Here is a 25398-nt window from a genome sequence, read left to right on the forward strand (position 1 = left end):
GGCAGAGGGCAGCTTTCAGCAATTACTGCAGATTTAAGCAATAATTCATCTAACCAACTAAAAAACTAAAATTTGTAACTCAACCCAGTATACACACCAATAAAGTATGGCTGAAAATCGCCAGAGGTGTTATTGAAGGTATTGAGCTGGTACTTGAACATGGGTTCAAGGTTCACTTTTATTTTTCGAGATACATTGTAATTCATTCCTAATCCAAAATTGGCACTATAACTCATGTCGTTAATGTTGGTGGCCTCTCCAATATGAATTCGATAACCATCGCCAGTAGCGTATACATCGTTGTGGTTTGTGAATAGGGTACTAAATCCACCTATAAGGTTAAGCCCCAGTTTTTTGTTCACCAAAGCATATTCCAACTCGACAGGTACTTCAATAAAGCCGAATTGTTGCTCCAAGGCGCCGTATGTTTTTACATTCATAACCTCAGGTGAGCTACTGTTAAGGTTTTGCGTGCTCATGACGGAGTTGTTGGAAGCACTATTGCTCATTCGTAAATTTTGCAACTGAGAATTATTATTGTTGGCGCTGTTATAAGCAATCACATTTTTGGTGCTGTATCCAAGGTCTACTTTGTTGACCCCTACACGAACTTTTATTTTGTCGTTAAAGGCATAGCTTCCGTTTACCCCATAACTAGTATTGATTTCGCCGCTTTTGGAATTGTTAACAAACTGTTCGTCAATAGGAGAGCCTTTGCCCATTGTGTTGAAATAAACAGGCGCCACATTTGGAGAAATGTTCCACCTGTTTAGTTTCTCTTCTTTTTCCTTTTCATTAGTTTGTTCATTGGCTTCTGCAATAGCCTCTTCTATTGTGGTTTCTTCTTTTTCTTCTACTGAAGCTACTTCTTCTGACTCATCAATGGTTCCGTTTAGAGCATCCTTAGGTGTATTGGAATTATCATTGTCATTGGAAGTAGAAGGTGTGGTGGTTCCTGCAACCCGTGTTGTTGTGTCTGTCTTGTCTGTCTGAAGACTGTTGGGTTGTGGGTTCTTGTTTAGAGTGGCAGAATTATTTGGATTAGGTTCAGGTAGATTTGGAACATTATTGGTTAAGGCTCTGTCAGTATTAGGTAAAAGAGCATCCTTTTGTTTTTGAGGGCTATTGTTTTGTTTGTATGAGGTGTTTTCTTCGGAAGAAATTACAACCGTAGAAGCATTATTTGCACTTGAAATGGAGTTGTTTTGTTGAGGTAGTCCCTTTTTGGAACCATTTAATGCATCATCCCTTTGGTTGTTTTCTGTTACAGTATTTTTGGTGCTTGAATTGAAATCGATAGTCGAATCAATCACTGCGTTTTGTGAGGTGCTATCGTTATTTTCACTGTTGGTTTGCTCTTCAACTAATGGTGTTGAGTTCTCTTCAATAATATCTGAAGGGGTAAACATGAATTTGCCTGCTGTAAACAGCAGTGCCAAGAGTGCGGCAACACCTGCCAGTTGCCACCAAATAGGAATGACTCTGCGCTTCCGTTTGTTGCCATGCAAGCGCTGTTCTATGTTGTTCCAGACCTCTTCATTGGGAGTGGCTTCAAAATTTTTGAACTGCTCCTGAAATAGCCTGTCAATATGTTTTTTATCACTCATTATAACGATTGGGAATTGGATCCCGTTTTATGCATTTCAATTTTTTCTTTTAAAATCAATCGAGCCCTTGCCAAATTGGATTTTGAGGTTCCCGTGGATATCTCCAACATTTTGGCAATTTCCTTATGCGAATACCCATCCAGAACATAAAGGTTGAACACCAATCTGTAACGGTCCGGTAGCTGTTGGATGATGCCCAATAGGAAATCGAGGGAGATTTGTTCTTCATCAATTTCCAAAGAAACATCTTCTATTTGGCCTTCGTTTACAATGTCAAACACACCTGTGCTACGATAGCGCTGTAAGGCCGTGTTGATGGCTATGCGTTTCATCCAGCCTTCCAGAGAACCTTTGCCTTGATATTGCGAGATTTTACTAAAAATGGTAACAAATGCGTCTTGCAGATTGTCTTCTGCCTCGGCATAGTTTCTAGAATACTTTAGGCATAGCGAGAATAGTTTGCTCGCGTAGAGCTTGTATATCTGGCTTTGTGCTTTAGCATCATTTTTTTTACAACTTTCTATAAGTTGCTCTAGGCTCACATTATCGCGGTATTTGGTTAGGTTTTAATGTTTATTCTACTACGGGGACTTCAACAATATAGTACAAATCATTCCCGTTCTCATCTTCACCTTGCCAAAATTTGAATATATAAGTTCCGTTGCTTACTACTTTAAAGTTAAAGGATACTTCCTCAATTTCTTCTTCCTCATATTCAATGCAATCATTGGTGTATACTTTGTCTACAATTGCAATGGTTCTTTCATTAAGTTCACTATCATAGTAGAGGTTGTTGAATACGTAGCAGCTTGAAGGCTTTATGTAACTTAGGTAGATTGGGTAGGTTTCTCCTAGGACAAATTCCTCAGGCATGTCAACGCTTTCAATTGGTAGAATTTCATAATAGAAAGAAGGTGTACTGTCATCATCAAGGCTACAGGACATAAGGGTAAGTAGGAATGCGCACGCAAATAATATCTTTTTCATTTTCAATAGTATTGGGTTTAAAGAATAATACCTTTTTCAAAGGTAAGATGCGAAAGAGGTGAAATGGTTGCGTTAAAAACAAAAAAAATCCCGTTTTAAACGGGATTTTAATTTTTGGTTAGGATAAAGTCGCTTCTTTTGCAACTTTCCTTACTTTTCCTTCCAGCTCATCCATGAGCTCTGGATTGTCTTTTATCAAGGCTTTTACGGCATCACGGCCTTGGCCAAGTTTGGTGTCTTCGTAGCTAAACCAAGAACCACTTTTCTTGATGATTTCATTCTCTACGGCAATATCCAGAACTTCTCCAACTTTGGAAATTCCTTCGCCGTACATGATGTCAAACTCAGCAGTTTTAAATGGAGGCGCTACTTTGTTTTTAACCACTTTCACTCTAGTTTTGCTTCCAGATACGTTCCCGTCGCTTTCCTTAATTTGGGTTGAACGTCTAATATCTAAACGTACCGAAGCATAGAATTTAAGGGCATTACCACCGGTAGTCGTTTCAGGGTTTCCAAACATAACTCCAATCTTTTCACGTAATTGGTTGATGAAAATCATGGTACAGTTGGTCTTGCTAATAGAACCTGTTAATTTTCTAAGGGCTTGAGACATCAATCGCGCGTGAAGGCCCATTTTAGAATCTCCCATTTCACCTTCAATTTCACTTTTTGGTGTCAAGGCTGCCACAGAATCCACCACTATAATGTCAATAGCTCCAGAGCGGATTAGGTTATCAGCAATTTCAAGAGCCTGTTCCCCGTTGTCCGGTTGAGATATGATAAGGTTTTCTAAATCTACTCCCAGTTTTTCAGCATAAAATCTATCAAAGGCGTGCTCAGCGTCAATAAAGGCTGCAATCCCACCAGATTTTTGCGCTTCTGCAATGGCATGCAAAGTAAGAGTTGTTTTACCTGAAGATTCAGGACCGTATATTTCAATGATTCGTCCTCTTGGATATCCGCCTACACCAAGTGCAATGTCCAAACCAAGGGATCCAGAGGAAATGGCTTCAACATCAGAGATTGCCTGGTCGCTCATCTTCATCACCGTTCCTTTTCCGTAAGCCTTGTCCAATTTGTCCAAGGTAAGCTTCAAGGCCTTTAATTTTGCATCTTTTTCAGTACTCATTATTCAGTTTTTCTAAAATTAAATTCAGGCTAAAATACGATAACTTTTGAATTTTTTCAATCTTATCACGCAACCTTTTTGAGCAATTCACATCTACTTTATAATTAGGGGAAATCTTGCTATGAAATTCTTTAAGGAAACAATTGTTAACACCGCATTGGGCGTTTCGGTTGCCATTACTTTTAATAGCAGCTGTAAAGCCGATGGAGGCTAACTCGGACGTATATTTTTGAGTTTAAACAACAAATAAAAAAGTATCAAATCGAGTTAGTCTGTAAAAAGCACTTTAGGCAATCTAAAGTGCTTTTTTCTTTGTTATGGCGCAATGATTTAAAAATAGTACCTTTGCGGCATTAAAATAAAATCTTTAACCTTAAAACATTAGTATAGCATGCAACTGTACAATAAATTAAGTGCTAAAGAGCGAGCGGAATTAATCGATCAGGCAGGTAAGAATCGATTAACGCTTTCTTTTTACCAATACGCGAAAATTCAAAATCCTCAAGAATTTAGAGATCAATTGTTTATTGTCTGGGACCGTTTAGAGGTCTTGGGTCGAATTTATGTGGCTCACGAAGGTATCAACGGACAATTGTCTTTGCCAGCCGATCGTTTCAACGAGTTCAAGACACATTTGGATACCATTGATTTCTTAAAAGATATCCGTTTGAATGTTGCTGTAGAGCAAGACAACAAATCGTTCTTAAAGCTTAAAGTGAAAGTTCGTGATAAAATTGTTGCCGACGGATTGAACGACGACACCTTCGATGTAACAAACAAAGGAATTCATTTAAAAGCAGAAGATTTCAATCGCTTCATTGAAGACGAAAATACTGTGTTGGTGGATATGCGCAACCATTACGAAAGCGAAATTGGTCATTTTAAAAATGCGGTTACGCCAGATGTAGACACCTTTAGAGAATCGTTGGATATTATTGAAGATGATTTAAAAGATCATAAAGAAGATAAAAACCTTGTAATGTATTGTACTGGTGGGATTCGCTGTGAAAAGGCGAGTGCTTACTTTAAGCATAAAGGGTTTAAAAATGTATTTCAACTTGAAGGTGGAATTATCGAGTACACCCGTCAGGTGAAAGAACAAAACTTAGAAAATAAGTTTTTAGGTCAGAATTTCGTGTTCGACGAGCGTCGTGCCGAACGTATTAGTGATGATGTAATTGCGCAATGTCACCAATGTGGAGAGCCTTTTGATGTGCATACCAATTGCGCTAACGATGCTTGTCACTTGTTGTTTATCCAATGTCCGAAATGTCAGGAAGAAATGGAAAACTGTTGTTCTACCACTTGTATGGAGATTAACAGATTGCCATACGAAGAGCAAAAAGTATTGCGTAAGGGGCAAGGAAACAGTAACGATATCTTCAAAAAAGGTCGTGCCGATCACTTGCCTTTCAAAAAAGATTTAAGAAACATTTTCGAGCATTTTAAACAAGAAAAAGCCTAGTTGTATTATGCAAAAGATTGAATTAATGGCTCCTGCAGGGAATTTTGAATCGTTGCAAGCGGCCCTAGATAATGGTGCAGATTCTGTTTATTTTGGTGTAGAGCAGCTTAACATGCGTGCCAGAGCATCCATTAACTTTACTTTGGACGACCTTCCTGAAATTTCCAGAAGATGTCAGGAAAAAGGTGTTAGAACTTATCTGACCTTAAACACCATTATTTATGATCACGATTTATCTATCGTAAAAACTTTGGTTAAGCGTGCCAAAGAGGCTGATATTACCGCTGTGATTGCCATGGACCAAGCTGTGATTATGGTAGCTCGTGAATTGGGAATGGAAGTGCATATTTCTACGCAAATCAATATCACCAACATTGAAACGGTGAAGTTTTATGCCATGTTCGCAGACACTATGGTAATGAGTAGGGAGTTGAGTTTGCGTCAAGTAAAGAAGATTTCAGAGCAAATAGAAAAGGAGCAAATCAAAGGTCCCTCAGGAAAACTGGTAGAGATTGAAATTTTTGGTCACGGAGCACTCTGCATGGCGGTTTCTGGAAAATGTTATATGAGTTTGCATTCGCATAATTCTTCTGCAAACAGAGGCGCTTGCAAGCAAAACTGTAGAAAGAAATATACCGTGGTTGATCAAGAAACAGGCTTTGAAATGGAATTGGACAATGAGTACATCATGTCTCCAAAAGACTTGTGTACCATCGATTTTCTGGAAGAAGTAATCGATGCCGGAATTACCGTGTTGAAAATAGAAGGTCGGGGACGAGCGCCAGAATATGTGGCCAATGTCATTAAATGTTACCGTGAGGCAATTGATAGTATTGAAAACGGAACCTATTCCAAAGAGAAGGTAATTGGTTGGATGCAGGAATTGGAAAAAGTTTACAATCGGGGCTTTTGGAGTGGCTACTATTTAGGTCAGAAATTGGGAGAATGGAGTAAAGGTTCGGGGTCGCATGCAACACAGAAAAAGGTGTATATCGGTAAAGGGGTGCACTATTATCCAAAAAGTAGTATTGGGGAATTTAAGATTGAAGCCTACGATTTGTCTTTGGGTGACACCATTTTAATTACTGGACCAACTACAGGTGCCAAGGAAATGACAGTGGACACTATGCTGGTTAACGATGAGCAGTTGGAAAAAGGAGTAAAGGGGGATTCGGTAACCATTCCAATACCTTTTAGAGTGCGTCCTTCTGACAAACTTTATAAGATTGTAGAAAATAAAGTTGAGGCTTAATGGTAGTTGTAACCCTTCAGAGGAATAAATGTATCGGTTGTAATTATTGTGTAGAATTGGCTCCTGAGCAGTTTCAAATGTCCAAAAAGGATGGGAAAACGGTGCTTTTGAGAAGTCAGGAGAAAAAAGGTTTTTTTACCTTAAAATCTCCAGACGAGGCTATTTTGGATCCTTGCGATCAGGCAGCAAAAGCTTGTCCCGTTAAAATAATTTCGGTGAAAAGCATTTAAGTATTAATGTCTTAACTATCTTGCAGTGGATGGAATTTTACAAGCTATTGCAGTTAAATAGAAAGGTCAAATGGCATAGGGTAAAGTTTTTTGGGCTTTACTTACTGCATAAATTCAATAAGCGGTATTTGGCAGTGAATCTAGATCCTGTTATGGCCTGTAATTTACGATGTAAGATGTGTTATTTTACGGATGCTGATTATGTGAAGACGCTTAAAGGACAATTTAAGCCAGAGGAGTTGAAAGCTGTGGCAAAGGCCATTTTTGGAAGAGCATTGAAGTTGCAGATTGGCTGTGGAACAGAGCCCACTTTATATAAAAATTTAGCGGATCTTGTAGCGCTGGGCAAGAACTATAAAGTACCCTACATTTCCTTGACGACCAATGCTAATTTGTTGACTGAGGAAAAGATAGAAGAGTTGTTGAAGGCTGGCTTGAATGAATTCACAATTTCGCTACACGGTGTGACAAAGGAAACTTATGAAGGCTTTATGAAAAAGGCTAGTTATGAAAAGTTTCATGATGCCTTTAAGGCTTTTGCAGAACTGAAATCTAAGTATGATTTTAAGGTGCGTATCAATTATACCTTCAACAAGGATAATTTCTATGAGTTGCAGGAGTTTTTTGAGCACTTCGATCCCAAGAGCTTTGATATTCTTCAAATAAGACCAATTCAAAAAATAGGGAATACCGAGTATAATGATTTTGACATCTCTACTTTGGTTGGGGATTATCCTGGGATTATTAAGGACATTAAAGAAACCTGCAAGTCTAACGAGATTACGCTTTTGGCTCCTGATGAATTATCTATATTGGCAGGTGAGAACCAATCTAGTTTTATTTTCGACTATACATTTTGCTATATTTCTCCGAAGCAATTTTGGAAAGAGGGGTTTAATTGGCGTGAAGTGAGTTTTAATGACTTTTCCCGTAAAATAGGTTGGAGCTCAACGTTGTTGTCCAATGTTTTTAAGTCGAAAAAAACGTTAAAATCCCTCTCCAACAGACTGAATTATGAGATAGAGATTTAATTAATTCCCAATAAAAACAGTGATGTTTTTATGTCATTAGAATAATCTTATCTTTACATTTTAGAAAACAAATTATTAATCTCCATTTGCTAGTCTAGATTAGCAAATTATATATAAAATTTATGGGTTGTAACAGTTGCTCAACTGGTAAGGATGGTCAACCAAAAGGATGCAAGAACAATGGAACTTGTGGAACCGATAGCTGTAACAAGCTAACGGTTTTTGATTGGTTGTCCAACATGTCCCTTCCTCAGGGACAAGAACCTTTTGATGGGGTGGAAGTACGTTTTAAGAACGGAAGAAAACAGTACTACAGAAATACAGAAAATTTATCATTGAATATAGGCGACATTGTCGCTACACAAGCTCAGTCTGGACACGATATTGGTATGGTGACGCTTACAGGTGAATTGGTTAGAATTCAAATGAAGCGCAAAAAAATAGATATCAATAACCAAGATGAGGTTCTGAAAATTTACCGAAAGGCCAATCAGCGAGATATCGATGTGTGGTCTAAGGCTAGGGATAAGGAAGAGCCTATGAAGGTTAAGGCAAGGCAGTTTGCCATTGATTTGAAACTGAAAATGAAAATCTCCGATATCGAATATCAGGGAGATGCCAGTAAGGCGACCTTTTACTACACAGCCGAAGAGCGTGTAGACTTTAGGGAACTTATTAAGTTGTTTGCCAAAGAGTTTAGAACCCGTATCGAAATGAAGCAGGTTGGGTTCCGTCAGGAAGCTGCCAGACTTGGAGGTATCGGGTCTTGTGGGCGCGAATTGTGCTGTTCCACTTGGTTGACAGATTTTAGGTCTGTAAGTACTTCCGCGGCGAGATATCAGCAGTTGTCATTGAATCCACTTAAGCTTGCGGGACAATGTGGAAAACTGAAGTGTTGTCTTAATTATGAATTGGATGCCTATTTAGATGCTTTAAAGGAATTTCCAAAAACTGAAATCAAGTTGTATACCGAAAAGGGTGTTGCCTTGTGTCAAAAAACGGATATTTTTAAAGGCGTGATGTGGTATGCCTATGAAGGCGAATGGATGCATTGGCATAAACTAACCGTTGAACAGGCTAATGAAATCATCGAAAAAAACAAGAAAAAACAAAAGGTTGCCAGCCTCGAAGAATACGCGGCAGAACTAGTGGAAGACACTAAAACCGAGTTTGAAAATGTTGTAGGACAAGATAGTTTAACAAGGTTTGATAGTCCAAAAGGCAAAAGAAAACGTAAAAATAATAAGAGGAAACCTAGAAGAAACAACAATAAGTCTCAAAATAATGCCAAAAAATAGTTATTGGTTAGTTCTTTTAATGGGCATACTGTATTTGTCATGCGATTCCAATCAGGTTTATGATGAATACCAAACCGTACCCAACAAGTGGCATAAAGATGCTGTCATTTCTTTTAAGGTAACGCCTCCAGATTCGTTGAACAACTATAACCTGTTTGTAAATCTTCGAAATACTAGTGCCTACAAGTACAGTAATTTGTTTTTGATTGTAGGAATGGAATATCCTAACGGTAAGATAACCAAGGATACTTTGGAGTATGCCATGGCCAAACCTAACGGAGAGTTTTTGGGAACTGGATTTTCGGATGTTAAGGAAAATAAGTTGTGGTACAAGGGTTATGAGAGTCCTTTTGTTTTTGATGAATCAGGGGAATATACCATCCACATCCAACAGGCCATGAGAGAAAATGGTCATGTGGAAGGAGTAGAAGAGTTGGAAGGTATTACCGATATTGGTTTTAGAATAGAACACGCAAACACTAAATAATTATTATGGCTAAAAAGGCAACAAATAAGAAAAACGCAGCACCTGATTTTTCTAAGTATATCCGTTGGTTTTGGATTACTTTCACGGGCGGTTTGCTTTTTGTAGTGCTGTTATTTTTATTAGCATCTTTTGGGGTGTTTGGAGAAATGCCAGACCACACCGTGTTGGAGAATCCTAAAACCAATTTGGCCACAGAAATCATTTCTTCGGATGGGAAAACATTGGGTAAATTCTACTACAATGATAACAGAACACCTGTAGATTACAGTGAGTTGCCTCAGAATTTGGTAGATGCCTTAATTGCTACGGAAGATGCCAGATATAAAGAGCATTCAGGAATCGATGCAATAGGTACTTTAAGAGCCGCTGTTTTTCTTGGAACTAAGGGAGGAGCAAGTACCATTTCCCAGCAGTTGGCCAAGCAGTTGTTTCATAAAAGGGAAAATGCCAATATCGTTGAGAAACTATCACAGAAGATAAGGGAGTGGATTATAGCTATTCGTTTGGAGCGTCAGTATACCAAAGAAGAAATCATGGCTATGTATTTCAATATCTATGACTTTGGTAACAATGCCGATGGTATCCGCAGTGCTTCCCGTATTTACTTCGGTAAGGAGCCTATCGATTTAGAAACTAAGGAGTCGGCTATGTTGGTGGGGATGTTTAAAAATTCGTCCCTATACAACCCAAGAAGGAATGTGGAAGGGGTTACCAATAGACGTAACACTGTTTTGGGACAAATGGTGAAATATGGATATCTGGATGAACAAGTTTCGGATTCCCTTCAAGAAACCGGTTTGGATTTGAACTATTCACCAGAATCGCATAGAGAGGGAATTGCTACCTATTTTAGAGAGTATTTGAAGCAATTCATGAAAGAATGGATTGCTGAAAATCCTAAGGCAGATGGCGAAAAATACCACCTTTATAATGATGGGTTAAAAATATATACTACGATAGATTCTCGAATGCAACAATATGCGGAGGATGCTGTGCAAAAGCACATGGCAAGGCTGCAGGCGGAATTTGATCATCAAAATACACCAGATCGTAACCCTACGGCACCTTTCTTGGATTTGAATAATAGTGAGATAGATGCCCTAATGAAACGTTCCATGAGACAAAGTGAGCGTTGGAGGCACATGAAGTACGATCTTAAAAAATCGAATGATGAAATTATAGCTTCTTTCGATGTCCCTACAGATATGAAAATTTTCTCATGGAGTGGTGAAATCGATACTATTATGAAACCTATTGATTCCATGAGATACTATAAGTCATTCTTACATACAGGGATGATGTCCATGGATCCACAAACAGGTCACGTTAAAGCATGGGTTGGTGGTATCAACTACAGGCATTTTCAATACGATCACGTAAAACAAGGGAAGCGCCAAGTAGGGTCTACCTTTAAGCCATTTGTATATGCTTCGGCTATAGACCAATTACATTTGTCTCCTTGCGATACTTTACCAAATACTCAAATCACCATTGAGGCCAATAAGTTTGGGAATCCAGAACCTTGGACTGCCAAAAACTCAGATGGTAAATATGGTGGTTTTATGACATTGAAACATGCTCTTGCAACCTCTACCAATACCGTTACCGCGAGGCTAATGGATAGAATTGGACCGCAACCGGTAATCGATATGGCTAAGAATTTGGGAGTAGAGGAAGATATTTTGCCAGTTCCAGCCATTGCCTTGGGGACGCCAGATTTAAGTGTATATGAAATGGTTGCAGCGTACTCAACGTTTGCAAATAAAGGTGTTTATAATAAGCCGGTTATGGTAACGCGTATTGAGGATAAAAATGGCACAGTATTGTATCAATTTACGCCGGAGTCTCGCGATGTGTTGAGTGAAGAGGTGGCTTATGTAACTGTAAATTTATTGGAAGGGGTAACACATGGTGGTTCTGGAACCCGTTTGAGAACTACAGGAGCCGATAAATACAGTGCAGCTTATCGGGAAATTATTACGGGCTACCCTTACGAGTTTACCAATCCTATTGCGGGAAAAACTGGGACAACCCAAAACCAAAGTGATGGATGGTTTATGGGGATGGTGCCAAACTTGGTAACAGGTGTTTGGGTTGGTGCCGAAGATAGAGCGGCGCACTTTAAAACCATTACCTATGGTCAGGGAGCTGCTATGGCCTTACCTATTTGGGGGCTGTACATGAAGAGCTGCTATGCCGATGAGGACCTTGGAATTTCAAAAGAAGATTTTGAAAGACCTGAAGAGTTGTCCATCCGTGTAGATTGTAACGCGAGTGAAGAAGATGAAGAAGCTGAGATGCTTTTGGAAGAAGATGAGGACCTTGGTCTCGGATTTTAATATTTTGGAATATTGACATTAAAACGCTTGAATTATTGTTGATTGCAAAATATTAGCTAAAAAATATTACTCTTATCAAAAAAAACCGAAGTTATTCTTTTTAGAATCGCTTCGGTTTTTTGTATTTTACCCCTATAAAATTCTTAGCAAATGATTAATAAAAAAGTAGCAAATGTGTCGGAAGCACTTGAGGGTGTTTCGGATGATATGACCTTTATGCTTGGAGGCTTTGGGCTTTGTGGTATCCCTGAGAATGCCATTGCAAAGTTGGTACAACTTGGTATAAAAGGACTGACATGTATTTCCAATAATGCCGGGGTTGACGATTTTGGCCTTGGGCTTCTTCTTCAAAAGAAACAAATCAAAAAAATGGTGTCTTCATATGTTGGTGAAAATGACGAGTTCGAACGACAGATGTTGAGTGGAGAATTGGAGGTGGAGTTAATTCCTCAAGGAACGCTTGCCGAACGTTGCAGAGCTGCCCAAGCTGGGATTCCTGCTTTTTTTACACCTGCAGGATATGGTACAGAAGTTGCTGAAGGAAAGGAAACCCGTGAATTCAATGGTAAGATGCATGTGTTGGAAAATGCTTTTAAAGCAGATTTCTCGTTTGTTAAGGCATGGAAGGGTGACGAGGCTGGTAACTTAATATTTAAGGGAACAGCACGCAATTTTAACCCTGCTATGTGTGGTGCTGCAAATATTACAGTGGCTGAGGTGGAAGAATTGGTGCCTGTTGGCACTTTAGATCCTAATGAAATACATATTCCAGGGATTTTTGTACAGCGTATTTTCCAAGGGGAAGTATATGAAAAGAGAATTGAACAACGAACCGTTAGAGTTAAAAATGAAACAATTTGATGATTGGGTGATTTGAAAATGAGAAATGATCGAAACAATGTAATTGTAAACCTAACCATGGAATTCTCTCTCGAAATCATTAAATTTTCTGAGGAATTAAGAGGCTTGAATAAATTTGAAATGGCTTCACAAATTTTTAGAAGTGGCACTTCCATAGGTGCTAATATTCGTGAGGCTCAGAATGCTGAAAGCAAGAATGATTTCATCCATAAATTTAAAATATCGGCTAAAGAGGCTGATGAATTGGAATATTGGCTGGAATTATGTGAGAAGTCAGAGTTTTATCCAAACCCAAAAAAGGAGCTATTGGAAGGTTTAAATTCAATTATAAAAATCATCAGTAAGATTATTTCAACCTCTAAAAAGTAATTTTCAAATCGTATAATTTTCAAATTAAAAAATTATCGAAATATGTTAGATAAAACAGGAATAGCAAAACGAATTGCCAAAGAAGTAAAAGATGGCTATTACGTGAATCTTGGAATAGGAATTCCAACGTTGGTGGCTAATTATGTGCGACATGATATCCAAGTGGAATTCCAAAGTGAAAACGGTGTGTTGGGCATGGGGCCTTTTCCTTATGAAGGGGAAGAAGATGCCGATATTATCAATGCGGGTAAGCAAACAATCACAACCTTGCCCGGAGCTAGTTTTTTTGACTCCTCTATGAGTTTTTCCATGATTCGTGGGCAACACGTAGATCTGACCATTTTGGGAGCCATGGAGGTTGCTGAAAATGGAGATATTGCCAATTGGAAAATCCCCGGTAAAATGGTGAAAGGTATGGGAGGTGCTATGGACTTGGTAGCCAGTGCCGAAAATATTATTGTTGCTATGATGCATACCAATAAAGCAGGTGAATCCAAATTGCTTAAGGAGTGTACTTTGCCGCTTACGGGTGTAGGTTGTGTTAAGAAGATCGTGACTAATCTAGCGGTGATAGAAGTTACCGATAAAGGTTTTAAACTTTTAGAACGTGCACCGGGAGTTTCAGTTGAAGAAATTCAAAATGCAACCGAAGGGCATTTAATTGTGGAAGGAGAGATTCCAGAAATGCAATTATAGCATTTATAGATGTTTAGAGAAGCTACTTTATAAAGTAGCTTTTTTTTGATAGATACATTAAATTTGTAGGAAAAGTATTTTGTTTTAAATCTAAATGTTAAAAATTAATACGTTTTATCGATTTTTAATGTATTTAAACTGATTTTTCAAAAAAATGTTTCATATTAGCTAAACCAAATCGAGACAAGGTAATTTACCAAGTCTATCATAAACTTAATTTATGATTTGCCCCAAATTTATCATGAATTTATGCTTATGGAAAATGTTGCCCCAAATCTACCAAGACCTACTTATTTTGAAAACAGGATACTTACTGTAATTCAAAATACTTTAAGCCTACTTAAGAATATTTTTGCCCTAATTAAAAAATTATTCATGCTATAACCCCTTCGGGATGGCATGAATTAATTTTTTGGTGTATTCCCTTTTTGGATTGTTGTAAATTATATCGGCGTCATCCAATTCTTCAATTTGTCCTTTGTTCATCACCAATAATTGATCCGACATATATTTTACCACAGCAAGATCATGAGAAATGAAAATATAGGTAAAGTTATAATTGGACTTCAATTCGTTAAGTAAATTCAGCACTTGTGCTTGCACAGAAATATCCAATGCAGAAACCGATTCGTCACAAACAATCAATTTAGGTTGTAAAGCAATGGCTCTGGCAATCCCAACACGTTGACGTTGGCCTCCAGAAAATTCATGCGGGTATTTATAAAAGGATTCTTCTGTCAAGCCTACTTTTTCCAAAATTTCTAAAACCAATTGCTTTCTTTCCTTGTCGGAATTACCAATGTTATGTACTGTCATGGGTTCCATGATGGCCTTTCCAATAGGCATTCTGGGATTGAGTGAAGCAAATGGATCCTGAAAAATAATCTGTATGTCTTTTCTAAGGGCTCTAACCTGAGTTTTAGATAGTTTGTTGATGTCCGTTCCTCTGTAGAAGATTTCTCCCGAAGAAGCTTTGTCCAATAATAAAATGGCGTTGCTTAAAGTTGATTTTCCACAGCCGGATTCTCCAACTAGGCCAAGGGTTTCCCCTTCATAAAGTTGAAAACTTACATTGTTGACGGCTTTAAAGGCTTCAGGTTTTGAAAACCATCCCGATTTTGAAACATAGGTTTTGTTGAGATTCTTTACTTCCAATAAAGGCGTTTTGGAGTAAAGCTCTTTATGAAAAGCTTTTCGGTCTTCCGAAGAAATGATAGTGTTGTCTACCGAATCATTGATGACATCTTTAATGGTTGGCAACCTTTTAAGCCGAACATCCAAGGATGGCTTGGATTGTAACAGGGCTTTGGTGTAGGTGTCTTTAGGTGCTGTGAATACTTCGTTGGCAATACCTTGTTCTACAATATTTCCTTGGTACATCACCAAAAGTCTATCGGCAATTTCGGAAACTAAGGATAGGTCATGAGAAATGAAAATAATGCTCATTTGTTCTTCCTGCTGGAGTTGTTTCAACAAGAGAATGATTTCCTTCTGAACGGTTACATCCAAGGCGGTTGTAGGCTCGTCCGCAATTAAAATTTTGGGTTTGCAGGCAATGGCCATTGCAATCATTACACGTTGCTTTTGTCCTCCTGAGATTTCGTGAGGATAGGCATCGTAAATGCGTTCTGGGAGCGGTAATTTCACTTTCTCAAAAAGAGATAAGGTTTCAGTTTTGGCTTCCGTTTTGGAAAGTGATGTGTGCTGCAATAAAATTTCCTGAACCTGTTTGCCGCATTTCATTGATGGATTCAAAGAACTCATGGGTTCCTGAAAAATCATGGCAATTTCATTTCCCCTAATATCTTGAAACTGTTTTGCAGGTAGGGTTGTAAGATCTTGACCTTGAAATAAGATGTGTCCATTGGTTATTTTTGAAATCTTCGGAGGCAATAATCCCATAAGGGCTAATGAAGAAACGGACTTTCCAGATCCCGATTCTCCTACAATTCCTAAAATTTCATTCTCAAACAAATCATAACTTATTTGATGGATGATTTCCTTTTCGGATTTATTCGATATAAAGGAAATGCTAAGCTCTTTTACAGATAAAAGGGGTGGTGTGGCCATGTGCTAAACACTAATAATTTCATTGTCCTGTAACAGTTCGTCGCCTCGCAGTCTTAAAAATATTTGGGCTACGGCCACTGTATCTTTTTCGCAATAGATGACAATTCTGTCAATATCATTTTCTTCGTAATACACTCTTCTTACTTCGCTGCCATCAATATCGTCTTTTGGTGATGGAATACCGAGAACATTGGTAAGGAGCTTAAGAGAGGTGAAATGTTTGTAATCTCCAAATTTCCATAGTTCCAATGTGTCTAAATGGGGTACTTCCCAAGGCTTTTTGCCAAAAAGATTGAGTTTGTATGGTAATTCGATGTTGTGGATGATCATTCGTCGCGCAATGTATGGAAAATCGAATTCTTTCCCGTTATGAGCGCACAATACATGTTTTGGTTGTCCAAAGTGGGTAGACAATAAGTTTTTGAAGTCCTGAAGAATTTTAATTTCATCTCCAAAAAATGAGGTGACCCGAAACTGTCTCATGTCTCCCTGAAAACTAAAATAGCCAACGGAAATACAAACAATTTTCCCGAATTCGGCCCAAATACCTGCGCGTTCATAGAATTCTTCAGCGGTATATTCGTCCCGTCTTTGGTATTGGGATTTGGCATCCCATAAATATTGTTTGGTGGTGTCCAAATCTGAAAAATGTTCTGTTTCCGGAACGGTTTCAATGTCTAAAAATAATATGTTTTCCAGTGGCAGTTTAGAGATCATATCCTAACATGTTATAGGCTTCTTCTATGTAAATTGAAATATCATCAGTAAAAGTGGCTACAGCTGATCCATCGCCTTTTGAGTGTCCTAAGCGCACAATAATGATATTGTCATTTGGTTCTACAATCACGTACTGCCCAAGGTGACCTCGCATCATAAAAAAGTGCTTGTCCCCAACATCTTTTAGCCACCAGCCATAACCGTATTCAGGGCTTGCAGCAAATCTTGGGGTAATAGACTTTGCAATAAAAGCGGAGTCCAATACTTGTTGGCCATTCCATTTACCATGGTCTTTATAGAGTTTTCCCATTCGGGCAAAATCCTTGGCATTGGAGGCGATACAACAATAGGCCTTAACTAAATTATGGTCTTCGCTGTCTACTTGCCAAAGGGCTTGGTTTTCGCAACCCAAAGGTTGCCAAAAACTTTCGGTGAGATAGTCGTACAGTTTCTTATTGGTGGCTCTTTCTATTACCATTGCCAACAATTGGGTGTCGCCACTAGCATATTTATAAGCTTTTCCAGGTTCGTCTACAACTTTCAAGCCTGTAATCACTTTTTCCAAATCATCATCAAAATAGGCGCGTGTGGTGATCGAGAAAGGCGAATAGTAGGCTTCGTCCCAATTGGTGCCGGATGCCATGCTTGACAGATCTCCAACAGTCATTTTTGCTGCCAAACCCTCACAAAATTCTGGAACAAAATCGCAGACAGGTTGATCCAAACTCTTAATATAACCATCCATGATAGCCTTTCCCAACATAGCCGACACATAACTTTTGGCCATTGAGAAGGAATTACTTTGGGAGTTGCTGTTAAATCCATCAAAGTAGTCTTCAAACCAAATGCTATCATTTTTTATGATAACATAAGCTACGCTACCATTTTCTTTATGGATGGTGCTTAAAAGTTCTGTGGCCTTTGCTGTGTTGTAATCTTTGTGGTTTGGCCAAGGTTGAGGTAGGCCTTGATCAATGACTTTGTTATCAAATTCTTTATAATCGTTCAAGTAGGCAGTAGTATGCCCATTTAAATAAATGGTGCGAAACGCTTTGATTAAATAATCGGTGTCTGTGGCATACAATGCTATTACAGGGATACCGCATAGGACTGCTGTCCATTTAAGGAGATTTTTGAGGAATTTCATGAGAGCTAATTTAATAACTAAATATAGGAGAATTTTTTAAAAAAGGCGCTGTTGTTTATATGGGCTTTCATGTTCCAAAAGCCATTGTTTCCGGTGTAATCCACCTGCATAACCAGTGAGGCTGCCATCACTTCCAATAACCCTATGACAGGGAATAATGATCCAAATGGGGTTTTTCCCATTGGCATTTGCCACGGCTCTTATAGCCTTGATGTCTCCCAATTGTTTGGAGAGTTCTAAATAGGAAGTTGTTTTTCCGAAAGGAATTGTTGCCAATTTATTCCAGACTGTTTTTTGGAATTCGGTGCCTTTTGGGTTTAGTGGAAGGTTAAATTGTTGACGCTTGCCATCAAAATATTCTTGTAGTTGATAAACGCAATCTTCCAAAGCTTCGGGAATAATATCCGTAACCGTTTCGTCACTGTCTAAAACTGTAACCGAAGTAATGCCATCTTGGTCGCCAGAAATTTTTGCAAATCCCAAAGGGGTATTGATGATGCAGGTTTCCATAAACTTTAATCTTCAATAAGTCCAAGGCGTTTGGCTCTATCTTCCCAACTTTTTCTGGCCAATAATTGTAAATCGGCAATGTTGTCGCTTTCGTCCATGATTTCAAGGCCCAAAAGGGTTTCAATCACATCTTCCATAGTTACCAAACCACTTATAGAGCCGTATTCGTCAACTACCAAAGCCATATGGTTTTTGCTTTCAACCAAGAGTTCAAAGAGTTTAGGGATAGGCATGTTCCTATTGATGATGATGATGTCACGCTTGATATCCGAAAGAATTTTGTCTCCATGGCCAAAGGCCATTTCTCTAAAAGCTTCATCTTTTAGTACTAAACCTGTAATATTATCGGCTTCGTTGGAATACACAGGGATTCTTGAAAATCGGATGTTTGAGTTTCTTTCAAAGAATTCTGCGACGGTTTCACTTTCATTTTCAATTGTCATGACGGTCCTTGGCGTCATGATATCTTTGGCCTGAACGTCCTTAAATGTCAAAAGGTTTTTAATTACTTTACTTTCAGATTCTAAAAAGACACCTTCTTCTTCTGCTAAATTGGTCATGGCATGAAAATCTTCACGACTTAGAACGCTGCCATGATGTCCTTTGCCTCCAATAAGTTTGGTGGTGAGTTGCAGTAGCCATAAAAGGCCAGTCCATTTTAAAGGAAAGATTAAAATGGTTAGGGCTTTGGCTGTAAAATTGGCCAGTTGTTTCCAATAGGTGGCACCAATGGTTTTAGGAATAATCTCCGAAACGACTAGAATCAAAAATGTCATGATAGCGGAAACCACGCCAACCGTATTTATTCCAAAAAGTTCAATTTTAAAGGGTAATTTTTCAGCTTGAATCCCTACCATCATCGCTCCCAAAGTATGGGCAATGGTGTTGAGTGTCAAAATAGAAATGAGAGGTTTGTCGACGTCCTTTTTTAAGTTTTCCAGAGTTTCAGCATAGTGCTTCCCTTCCTGTTTTTTAATGTTGATAAAGGTTGGCGTTACGCTCAACAAGACGGCTTCCAAAATGGAACATAAAAAAGAGAAGAAAATGGATATGGTAGCCCAAAAAATTAATGCGCTCATAAAATGGCTTTCGTTTTACTCGATTCTCGAATTCATTTATTTGGAACTCGAATTTTTGAATTACTACGTCGTGGTGACCCGCGAGGTAGTTCACTAATTTACGAAATCCAACGAGTTAAGCGCATAAAATATGAATTTGTGTGATTTTAAGACTTTCAAAAGAAAAGCCCTGGTCATTTCTAAAGTGGACCAGGGCCTTTATAAATTGAAGTAGTTTATCGATTTAAAATCTTAACCACATCCTTTGCAAAATAGGAAGCGATAATGTCGGCGCCAGCACGTTTGATGGCAGTAACCTGTTCCATCATTACGGCGTCGTGGTCAAGCCATCCTTTTTCGGCAGCGGCCTTTACCATGGCATATTCCCCAGAAACTTGGTATACAGCCACAGGCACATCCACTTCATTTTTGATTTCGCGAACAATATCCAAATAGCACAAGCCTGGTTTTACCATCACGATATCGGCACCTTCATCGATGTCCATTTCGGTTTCTCGAATGGCTTCAAAGCGGTTGGCGTAATCCATTTGGTAAGATTTTTTGTCCTTTGGAATATCGATCATGTCCACTGGAGCAGAATCCAGGGCATCTCTAAATGGCCCGTAAAACGCCGAGGCATATTTAGCAGAATAGCTCATGATACCCGTATTGAAATAACCTTCGTCCTCCAAAGCTTCCCTGATGGAAAGGATCCGACCATCCATCATGTCACTAGGGGCTACAAAGTTGGCGCCAGCTTCAGCATGCGAAAGGCTCATTTCTGTAAGGATGTCTACCGTGTCATCATTCAGAATCAAACCATTTTCTATAATGCCATCATGCCCGTATGAAGAATAAGGATCTAAAGCTACATCGGTCATCACCAACATTTCCGGACAGGCATTTTTTACAGTTTTTACGGCGCGTTGCATCAGTCCGTTAGGGTTGATGGCTTCCGTACCTTTGTTGTCTTTTAAATTGTCTGGGACTTTTACAAACAATAACACCGATTTCAATCCAAGTTTCCATAATTCCTTAACCTCTTTTTCCAAAAGGTCCAAGCTGTATCTAAAATAGTTGGGCATGGAAGGGATTTCTTCCTTCACATTTTTGCCCTCCACCACAAACAATGGTACTAGAAAATCGTTAGGGGTAATTATGGTTTCGCGAACCAATGAGCGAATGGCTTCATTGGTGCGTAGTCTTCTATTTCGTCTTAATGGGTACATTATGATTTACTTAAATTACGTTACAAATTTAAGGATTAAAAAAGTATTGTAGATTCTTACATGTTAATATATCTTCGCTCACTTTACAACCAATTAACTATTTTATTTATGATTAAAAAAACAATTGCCCCGTTGTTATTATTAGGAGGGCTGTTATGCCAAGCGCAAGTGAATACTGTTGAAATTCCTTTGGAAAAGGATCAAAAGGTCGTGCGAAATTATACTACGGAAAACGGTTACTCGTCAATTTTAGTTTTTGATAATAAGTCTAAAACAAAGAACTTGGAAATTTATACATATGATGATGATCTTAAGTTGAATTACAAAAAACAATTCGATACAGATTTCAATGATTTGTCTTCGGTTATGAATGGGTCACTTACTATTCCGAATTATAACATGATAAAATCAAGAAAGGGAGAATACTTTTATTCTAATGTGGATGAAATTTTTCTGGATCAGGGTGGAAACAAAATTGATTACGGTTTTACTATAGAAACAAGAAGACCTTTTGAATTGGAAGGCGGCGAAAGGGAGTTTTATGTTAAAAATCAATTTCTTACTCAGGAATATACTTGTTGGTTTGGGTTTTCATATTTGAAGAATAAGACTGGAAAGAAAAGGGATGGAGAATATTATTTTATAAGAAAGGACAACACAGATCAATCTAGAAAAGAATTCCCTATTAAGGTTTATGATGGGGAGGAAGGTAGGATGAATTTACAGTTGATAGACTTTAATGAAGAAATGTTTTATACTGTAAGTAAGGATTTAAATAAAGAGAGAACCAAAAATATATATCATATTTCAGGGCTAGACTATGAAGGGAATAAGGTCTATAGTTCTAAAATTTCAGTGGCCTTAGATGGAAAGTTTTTTATGCCTTCTAATAATGGAGGCGGTAATGTTCGTCCTATTTCATTGGGTACTGGGCTTAATCCAATAGGTACTAAGTTTGTAATGGGCTTTACATCTGCAAGTAATATTTATGTAGATAAGCAAAACGAGGTTTTTTATGTTTATGGACTATACACGGATCGTAAGGAGGGTGATTTTTACAATGCGAAATTTGGAGGATTTTACGTCCATAAATATAGTTTTGAGGGAGATGTTATTTGGAAATTGCAAAGAGAAATAGACGATAAAAAGGACTTTAATAAAAAAACTACAGCTGCTAATATGGTTGTAGATTTATATGCGGGCTTAAATGGAGAAATGGGGTTTAGTGTGCATAATACTTATTATGGATCCACATATGCCCATTTTTTTGTATTGAACGCTAATGAAGGAGAAATTACGAAGACTGAAAAAATAGATTTTAAAGTTGATCAAAAATTCCATAGAGGTGTTAGAAAAGGTATTAAAAAGGAGAATGCATTGCGGGCTGGAATTTCAATAGAGGATCAGTATGGGGAAAATTACATGGACATATATACGCTTTATGCGGCTTATGTTAACGAAAATGTGAAAAATTATTTGATTTCAAAGAAAGATGAAGATGTGTTGAGTTTTAATGCTACAATTACCTCGGAGGGAATTTATATTATTGAAGAAAATCTAGAGGATAAAATTTATAAGCTTATGAAGTTTGAGTGGGAACAAGCTTTCTAGTTCCATTAAAAAGAAATCTTGAGATAATATTAAATAGCCCTTTTGATTAAGGGCTATTTTTTTGCTTTTAGTTTTTCATTCATCTTATTCTGCATATCATCTGCAAATCCTACCAAAGATTTGGGTGCTTTAAAGCGATAACCTACAAATATTTGAAAATAGGGAATGTTGTCTGCTGCGCGGGATGACCTATCGGCAGAGTGGTTCAAAATTAAGTAACTATAATGAGCGCCTAAGTATAAGTTGTCAATATCGTAGGTGGCGGCGGCCCTAAAGTTCAATTCGGTCAATAAAGAGTTTAAGGCATCTTCTCCTTCCGATTTTGAGTGGTTCAATCCAATCCCGGCAGACACACCACCAGACAGAAGAAGGTTATTTGTGGGAACAAAATTGTAATAATAGGAAGGGGCAAAAGCAATATCAAAGGAATAGTAACTGAAATCAATGTAATCGCCAGTTTCAGTGCTATTGCCTTCCAAATTGAATTTTGAATAATAGTAGATAATTCTAGGAATAAAGCTTCCGGTACTTTTCAATTGTTTTTCGTCCTGTGAGGTGATGGCTCTAAACGAAAAATTCTCATTCCATATATAGGATGTGGCCCCTCCAATTTTAAAGTTTTTGGAATGTGGTAAATAGACGGATATATCGTCACTATTATTAAACTTCAGGTAGAACCCTTTCTCTTTAAACAATTCGAAGGTTTGCATGAAATGATCTCCAAAAAAGGTTCTAAAACTCAAGGTGAACAGTTTGGAGTCTTCATTGTCCTTATTGGTTCCCATAAAATCGGGCGAAAAAGAGTAGGAGCCTGAAATACCTCGAAAGGAAACAGAAGCTCCAATCCTGTTTTGTTTGTTGGGTTCGAGATTGAAGAAATCATCCGAGTTACGATCTTTGATTTTTAAGTCGTTGGAGGTGTTTACATAAAACGCACGGGCTGTAATCCTATTGGGGTAGGACGCCTTGTATTCCGAAGCCTCTTTGTAAATAATGTTTGTGGCCGTGGTGTCCTGAACAATTTCTTTAGGAGTAATTTGGGCCCAAACAGAGGTGACTGAAAGGACTATTAAAAGGTTAAGTATACCTAATTTTAAACCCATGTTTTTGGTTGTTTTAAAACGGAGAGCAATTCTGCTTCCTGGCTGCCCTCTTCGGGATGGTGATCATATACCCATTGTACATGAGGAGGTAAACTCATTAAAATACTTTCTATACGACCGTTGGTTCGTAATCCAAATAAAGTGCCTTTGTCGTGCACCAAATTGAATTCTACATAACGCCCGCGACGTATTTCTTGCCAAGTTCTGTTGGCTTCTGTATAAGGAAGATCCTTACGTTTTTCAACAATTGGTACATAGGCTTCCAAAAAGCTGTTGCCTACTTCGGTGACAAAATTATACCAATTTTCCATGCTCATTTCTTCTGTGGCTTTACAGTAGTCAAAGAACAAACCGCCAACGCCTCTGGCTTCATTGCGGTGGCTGTTCCAGAAATACTTATCGCATTTTGTTTTATATTCTTGGTAGAAGTCTGGATGGTGTTTGTCACAGGCTGTCTTACAAGTGTTATGAAAGTGAATGGCGTCTTCTTCAAATAGGTAATACGGCGTTAAATCCTGTCCGCCGCCAAACCATTGATCCACAATTTCGCCTTGTTCATTGTACATTTCAAAGTAGCGCCAATTGGCATGCACGGTTGGTACCATGGGGCTTTTTGGATGTAATACCAAACTAAGGCCACAGGCAAAAAAGTTGGCATCCTTCACGCCAAAATAGTTTTGCATGCTCTCCGGAAGTTTGCCGTGAACCGCTGAAATATTCACACCGCCTTTTTCAAACACATTACCGTTTTCAATGACTCTGGTTCTTCCGCCACCGCCTTCAGGGCGTTCCCAAAGATCTTGACGAAACTTGGCCTTGCCATCAATGGTTTCCAAAGTTGAGGTGATGCTATCTTGAAGGTTTTGTATGTAAGCGTAAAATTTATCTTTCATTATGTATTTGGTAAAGTTCCATATCCAGCGGTCCTTTTGCGGTGGATATATAATCGTTTTCTAATGTTTTTGCCCATGAAAACCCACATCTTTTGGCCACATTAACACTAGGTGTGTTGCTATTGTGGACCAAGATGTTTAAGGTTTGAAGCTCAAGCTTATCAAATGCAAATTCCATACAGGCTTTTAGGGCTTTGGCCATCCAGCCGTTACCTGTGTAATGGCTTCCAAGGCAATAGGCAAATTCCCCTTCCTTTTGGTTCCAGTTGAGGTTTTTAAGAATAACCAATCCTGCAACTTTAGAGGTTTCCAAGTCTTTAATGGCAAAGGTGTATTCTGTTTGATTTTCTATGGCTTCCCTTTGTTGGGAAATATAGTCTTTGGAAGCGTCTTCTGAAATATTCTGCGCTAAGGTTTTGGGTAGATACAACTGAAAGCGCCTTCCGTTGGTAATCATCAACTGGCTTAAGCTAGAAGCGTCTTCGGGTTTCAAAGTAGCCAATTCAAATGTGTCTTTTACCAAAACCATTTATTGTACGTTTTCTTTTGAATTATTCAGCTCCAAAAGTCTAACGGTTTCTTTGGAAGCTGCTGTTACTGAAAGTGGTAACACGATCATTAAGCATAAAATAGGAATTAAAAGGCAAAGTAAAAACACAATTCCGTTTCCAATTGCGGTGCCTTTGTTCTTCTTTACAAATTGAATGCTGTCGTGGTAATTGAAATGCCGCTCCAAAGTGTAGTCCATATTTCCAAAACCTGCATAATAGGCTTGAATTAAAAAGAGTAACACAGAGGATGCAATGCCAATAACAGGAATAAAACCTATTAAGAGCACAGGGATGGTAAGTGTGAGTTCTTTAAAAAGGTTACGCAAATTGATTTTAATACCTCGCGATAATTGCGAACCGAAAGAACTTTTGTTATTCCTTGGTAAAGGGCTGTTGGTTAAATGGGCTTCTATCCGTTCGGAAACGGGACTCATAAAGGGGGCCGAAAGGGCCATGACAATATGTTTGTAGAGCAATAGGCCAATGGCAACAATCGCCAAGCCAATGAATATTTCAGATAGATTTCTTAACCATGAAGAGGAATTCCAACTAGGGAAAATACTCAGGATGTAGTCGAAAATATTATCCGATAAACCATAGGCGGTCAAACCAATGCTAATGGCAGTCAAAAGACTGATGACAATTGGAATTGCAAAATATTTCCAAAGCCCAAGTTTTGAGATTAATGCAAAGGCTCCAAAATAGGCTTGTATGGCTTCGAAAATATTTTTTAGCATCTATAAGGTGGTTCCTGTGCC

At 38.4% G+C, this 25398-nt stretch carries 25 protein-coding genes; 11 read left to right on the forward strand and 14 right to left on the reverse strand.

The window, feature by feature from the left end; translation table 11 throughout:
- Nucleotides 1-65 precede the first annotated feature (65 nt).
- The 4 genes from AC6I5C_RS02870 to recA all read right to left on the reverse strand — a co-directional run bounded on the left by AC6I5C_RS02870 (nt 66) and on the right by recA (nt 3723).
- On the reverse strand, nt 66-1607 hold the full coding sequence (locus AC6I5C_RS02870; protein ID WP_497903856.1) for a hypothetical protein: 1542 nt from the start codon (nt 1605-1607) through the stop codon (nt 66-68).
- Nucleotides 1607-2149, reverse strand: coding sequence for an RNA polymerase sigma factor (locus tag AC6I5C_RS02875; RefSeq protein ID WP_497903857.1), 543 nt, complete (start codon nt 2147-2149; stop codon nt 1607-1609). The genes AC6I5C_RS02870 and AC6I5C_RS02875 overlap by 1 nt, the downstream gene beginning before the upstream one ends.
- Nucleotides 2150-2180: 31 nt before the next feature.
- Nucleotides 2181-2594 (reverse strand): hypothetical protein, encoded by a 414-nt coding sequence (locus AC6I5C_RS02880; RefSeq protein WP_497903858.1) that lies wholly within the window; start codon nt 2592-2594, stop codon nt 2181-2183.
- A 118-nt stretch (nt 2595-2712) separates the two neighbouring features.
- Nucleotides 2713-3723: a recombinase RecA gene (recA, locus tag AC6I5C_RS02885; RefSeq protein WP_497903859.1), complete on the reverse strand. Its 1011-nt coding sequence runs from the start codon at nt 3721-3723 to the stop codon at nt 2713-2715.
- A 391-nt stretch (nt 3724-4114) separates the two neighbouring features.
- Here recA and trhO point away from each other — a divergent pair, with 391 nt between their 5' ends.
- The 10 genes from trhO (at nt 4115) to AC6I5C_RS02935 (ending at nt 13751) form a co-directional block, all read left to right on the forward strand.
- Entirely contained in the window at nt 4115-5188 is a 1074-nt protein-coding gene (gene trhO / locus AC6I5C_RS02890) for an oxygen-dependent tRNA uridine(34) hydroxylase TrhO (RefSeq protein WP_497903860.1), read from the forward strand.
- A gap of 7 nt (nt 5189-5195) precedes the next feature.
- Nucleotides 5196-6440 carry a peptidase U32 family protein gene (locus tag AC6I5C_RS02895; RefSeq protein ID WP_497903861.1) on the forward strand — a complete coding sequence of 415 codons (1245 nt, stop codon included), beginning with the start codon at nt 5196-5198 and terminating at the stop codon, nt 6438-6440.
- Entirely contained in the window at nt 6440-6670 is a 231-nt protein-coding gene (locus tag AC6I5C_RS02900; protein WP_497903862.1) for a ferredoxin, read from the forward strand. The genes AC6I5C_RS02895 and AC6I5C_RS02900 overlap by 1 nt, the downstream gene beginning before the upstream one ends.
- A gap of 29 nt (nt 6671-6699) precedes the next feature.
- Entirely contained in the window at nt 6700-7701 is a 1002-nt protein-coding gene (locus AC6I5C_RS02905; RefSeq protein WP_497903863.1) for a radical SAM protein, read from the forward strand.
- 122 nt (nt 7702-7823) lie between these two features.
- Complete coding sequence (locus AC6I5C_RS02910) at nt 7824-8999, forward strand: PSP1 domain-containing protein (RefSeq protein ID WP_497903864.1); 1176 nt, start codon at nt 7824-7826, stop codon at nt 8997-8999.
- Nucleotides 8986-9486: a gliding motility lipoprotein GldH gene (locus tag AC6I5C_RS02915; RefSeq protein ID WP_497903865.1), complete on the forward strand. Its 501-nt coding sequence runs from the start codon at nt 8986-8988 to the stop codon at nt 9484-9486. Before AC6I5C_RS02910 ends, AC6I5C_RS02915 begins: the two co-directional genes overlap by 14 nt.
- A gap of 5 nt (nt 9487-9491) precedes the next feature.
- Nucleotides 9492-11825: a penicillin-binding protein 1A gene (locus AC6I5C_RS02920; RefSeq protein WP_497903866.1), complete on the forward strand. Its 2334-nt coding sequence runs from the start codon at nt 9492-9494 to the stop codon at nt 11823-11825.
- A gap of 150 nt (nt 11826-11975) precedes the next feature.
- Nucleotides 11976-12686, forward strand: coding sequence for a CoA transferase subunit A (locus AC6I5C_RS02925; protein WP_497903867.1), 711 nt, complete (start codon nt 11976-11978; stop codon nt 12684-12686).
- 18 nt (nt 12687-12704) lie between these two features.
- Entirely contained in the window at nt 12705-13055 is a 351-nt protein-coding gene (locus AC6I5C_RS02930) for a four helix bundle protein (RefSeq protein ID WP_497903868.1), read from the forward strand.
- Nucleotides 13056-13097: 42 nt separating this feature from the next.
- Nucleotides 13098-13751 carry a 3-oxoacid CoA-transferase subunit B gene (locus AC6I5C_RS02935; RefSeq protein WP_497903869.1) on the forward strand — a complete coding sequence of 218 codons (654 nt, stop codon included), beginning with the start codon at nt 13098-13100 and terminating at the stop codon, nt 13749-13751.
- 378 nt (nt 13752-14129) lie between these two features.
- On the opposite strand, the gene AC6I5C_RS02940 is transcribed toward AC6I5C_RS02935, so the two are convergent.
- The 6 genes from AC6I5C_RS02940 to hemB form a co-directional block, all read right to left on the reverse strand.
- Nucleotides 14130-15821: an ABC transporter ATP-binding protein gene (locus AC6I5C_RS02940; protein ID WP_497903870.1), complete on the reverse strand. Its 1692-nt coding sequence runs from the start codon at nt 15819-15821 to the stop codon at nt 14130-14132.
- 3 nt (nt 15822-15824) lie between these two features.
- Complete coding sequence (locus AC6I5C_RS02945; RefSeq protein ID WP_497903871.1) at nt 15825-16538, reverse strand: 3'-5' exonuclease; 714 nt, start codon at nt 16536-16538, stop codon at nt 15825-15827.
- Nucleotides 16528-17685: a serine hydrolase domain-containing protein gene (locus tag AC6I5C_RS02950; RefSeq protein WP_497903872.1), complete on the reverse strand. Its 1158-nt coding sequence runs from the start codon at nt 17683-17685 to the stop codon at nt 16528-16530. The genes AC6I5C_RS02945 and AC6I5C_RS02950 overlap by 11 nt, the downstream gene beginning before the upstream one ends.
- Nucleotides 17686-17721: 36 nt before the next feature.
- On the reverse strand, nt 17722-18195 hold the full coding sequence (locus AC6I5C_RS02955) for a methylated-DNA--[protein]-cysteine S-methyltransferase (protein ID WP_497903873.1): 474 nt from the start codon (nt 18193-18195) through the stop codon (nt 17722-17724).
- 5 nt (nt 18196-18200) lie between these two features.
- A complete protein-coding gene (locus AC6I5C_RS02960) occupies nt 18201-19274 on the reverse strand; it encodes a CNNM domain-containing protein (RefSeq protein ID WP_497903874.1) in 1074 nt (357 codons plus the stop codon).
- A gap of 215 nt (nt 19275-19489) precedes the next feature.
- Nucleotides 19490-20482 carry a porphobilinogen synthase gene (gene hemB / locus AC6I5C_RS02965; protein WP_497903875.1) on the reverse strand — a complete coding sequence of 331 codons (993 nt, stop codon included), beginning with the start codon at nt 20480-20482 and terminating at the stop codon, nt 19490-19492.
- A 108-nt stretch (nt 20483-20590) separates the two neighbouring features.
- Between hemB and AC6I5C_RS02970 the strand changes: the two genes are divergently transcribed.
- Complete coding sequence (locus AC6I5C_RS02970) at nt 20591-22093, forward strand: hypothetical protein (RefSeq protein WP_497903876.1); 1503 nt, start codon at nt 20591-20593, stop codon at nt 22091-22093.
- Between the two features lie 53 nt (nt 22094-22146).
- Here the strand turns inward: AC6I5C_RS02970 and AC6I5C_RS02975 are convergent, their stop codons facing one another.
- From AC6I5C_RS02975 to AC6I5C_RS02990, 4 genes are read right to left on the reverse strand one after another with little or no spacing between them, the layout of a single operon-like run.
- The gene (locus AC6I5C_RS02975) at nt 22147-23196 is read right to left on the reverse strand and encodes a DUF4421 domain-containing protein (protein WP_497903877.1); all 1050 of its coding nucleotides are present in this window, start codon (nt 23194-23196) and stop codon (nt 22147-22149) included.
- Nucleotides 23187-24089, reverse strand: coding sequence for an oxygen-dependent coproporphyrinogen oxidase (hemF, locus tag AC6I5C_RS02980; RefSeq protein ID WP_497903878.1), 903 nt, complete (start codon nt 24087-24089; stop codon nt 23187-23189). The genes AC6I5C_RS02975 and hemF overlap by 10 nt, the downstream gene beginning before the upstream one ends.
- Nucleotides 24079-24618 (reverse strand): GNAT family N-acetyltransferase, encoded by a 540-nt coding sequence (locus tag AC6I5C_RS02985; protein ID WP_497903879.1) that lies wholly within the window; start codon nt 24616-24618, stop codon nt 24079-24081. The genes hemF and AC6I5C_RS02985 overlap by 11 nt, the downstream gene beginning before the upstream one ends.
- Complete coding sequence (locus tag AC6I5C_RS02990; RefSeq protein ID WP_497903880.1) at nt 24619-25377, reverse strand: EI24 domain-containing protein; 759 nt, start codon at nt 25375-25377, stop codon at nt 24619-24621.
- Nucleotides 25378-25398: the final 21 nt, after the last annotated feature.

It is taken from the genome of Mangrovimonas sp. sgz306409, assembly GCF_059735265.1.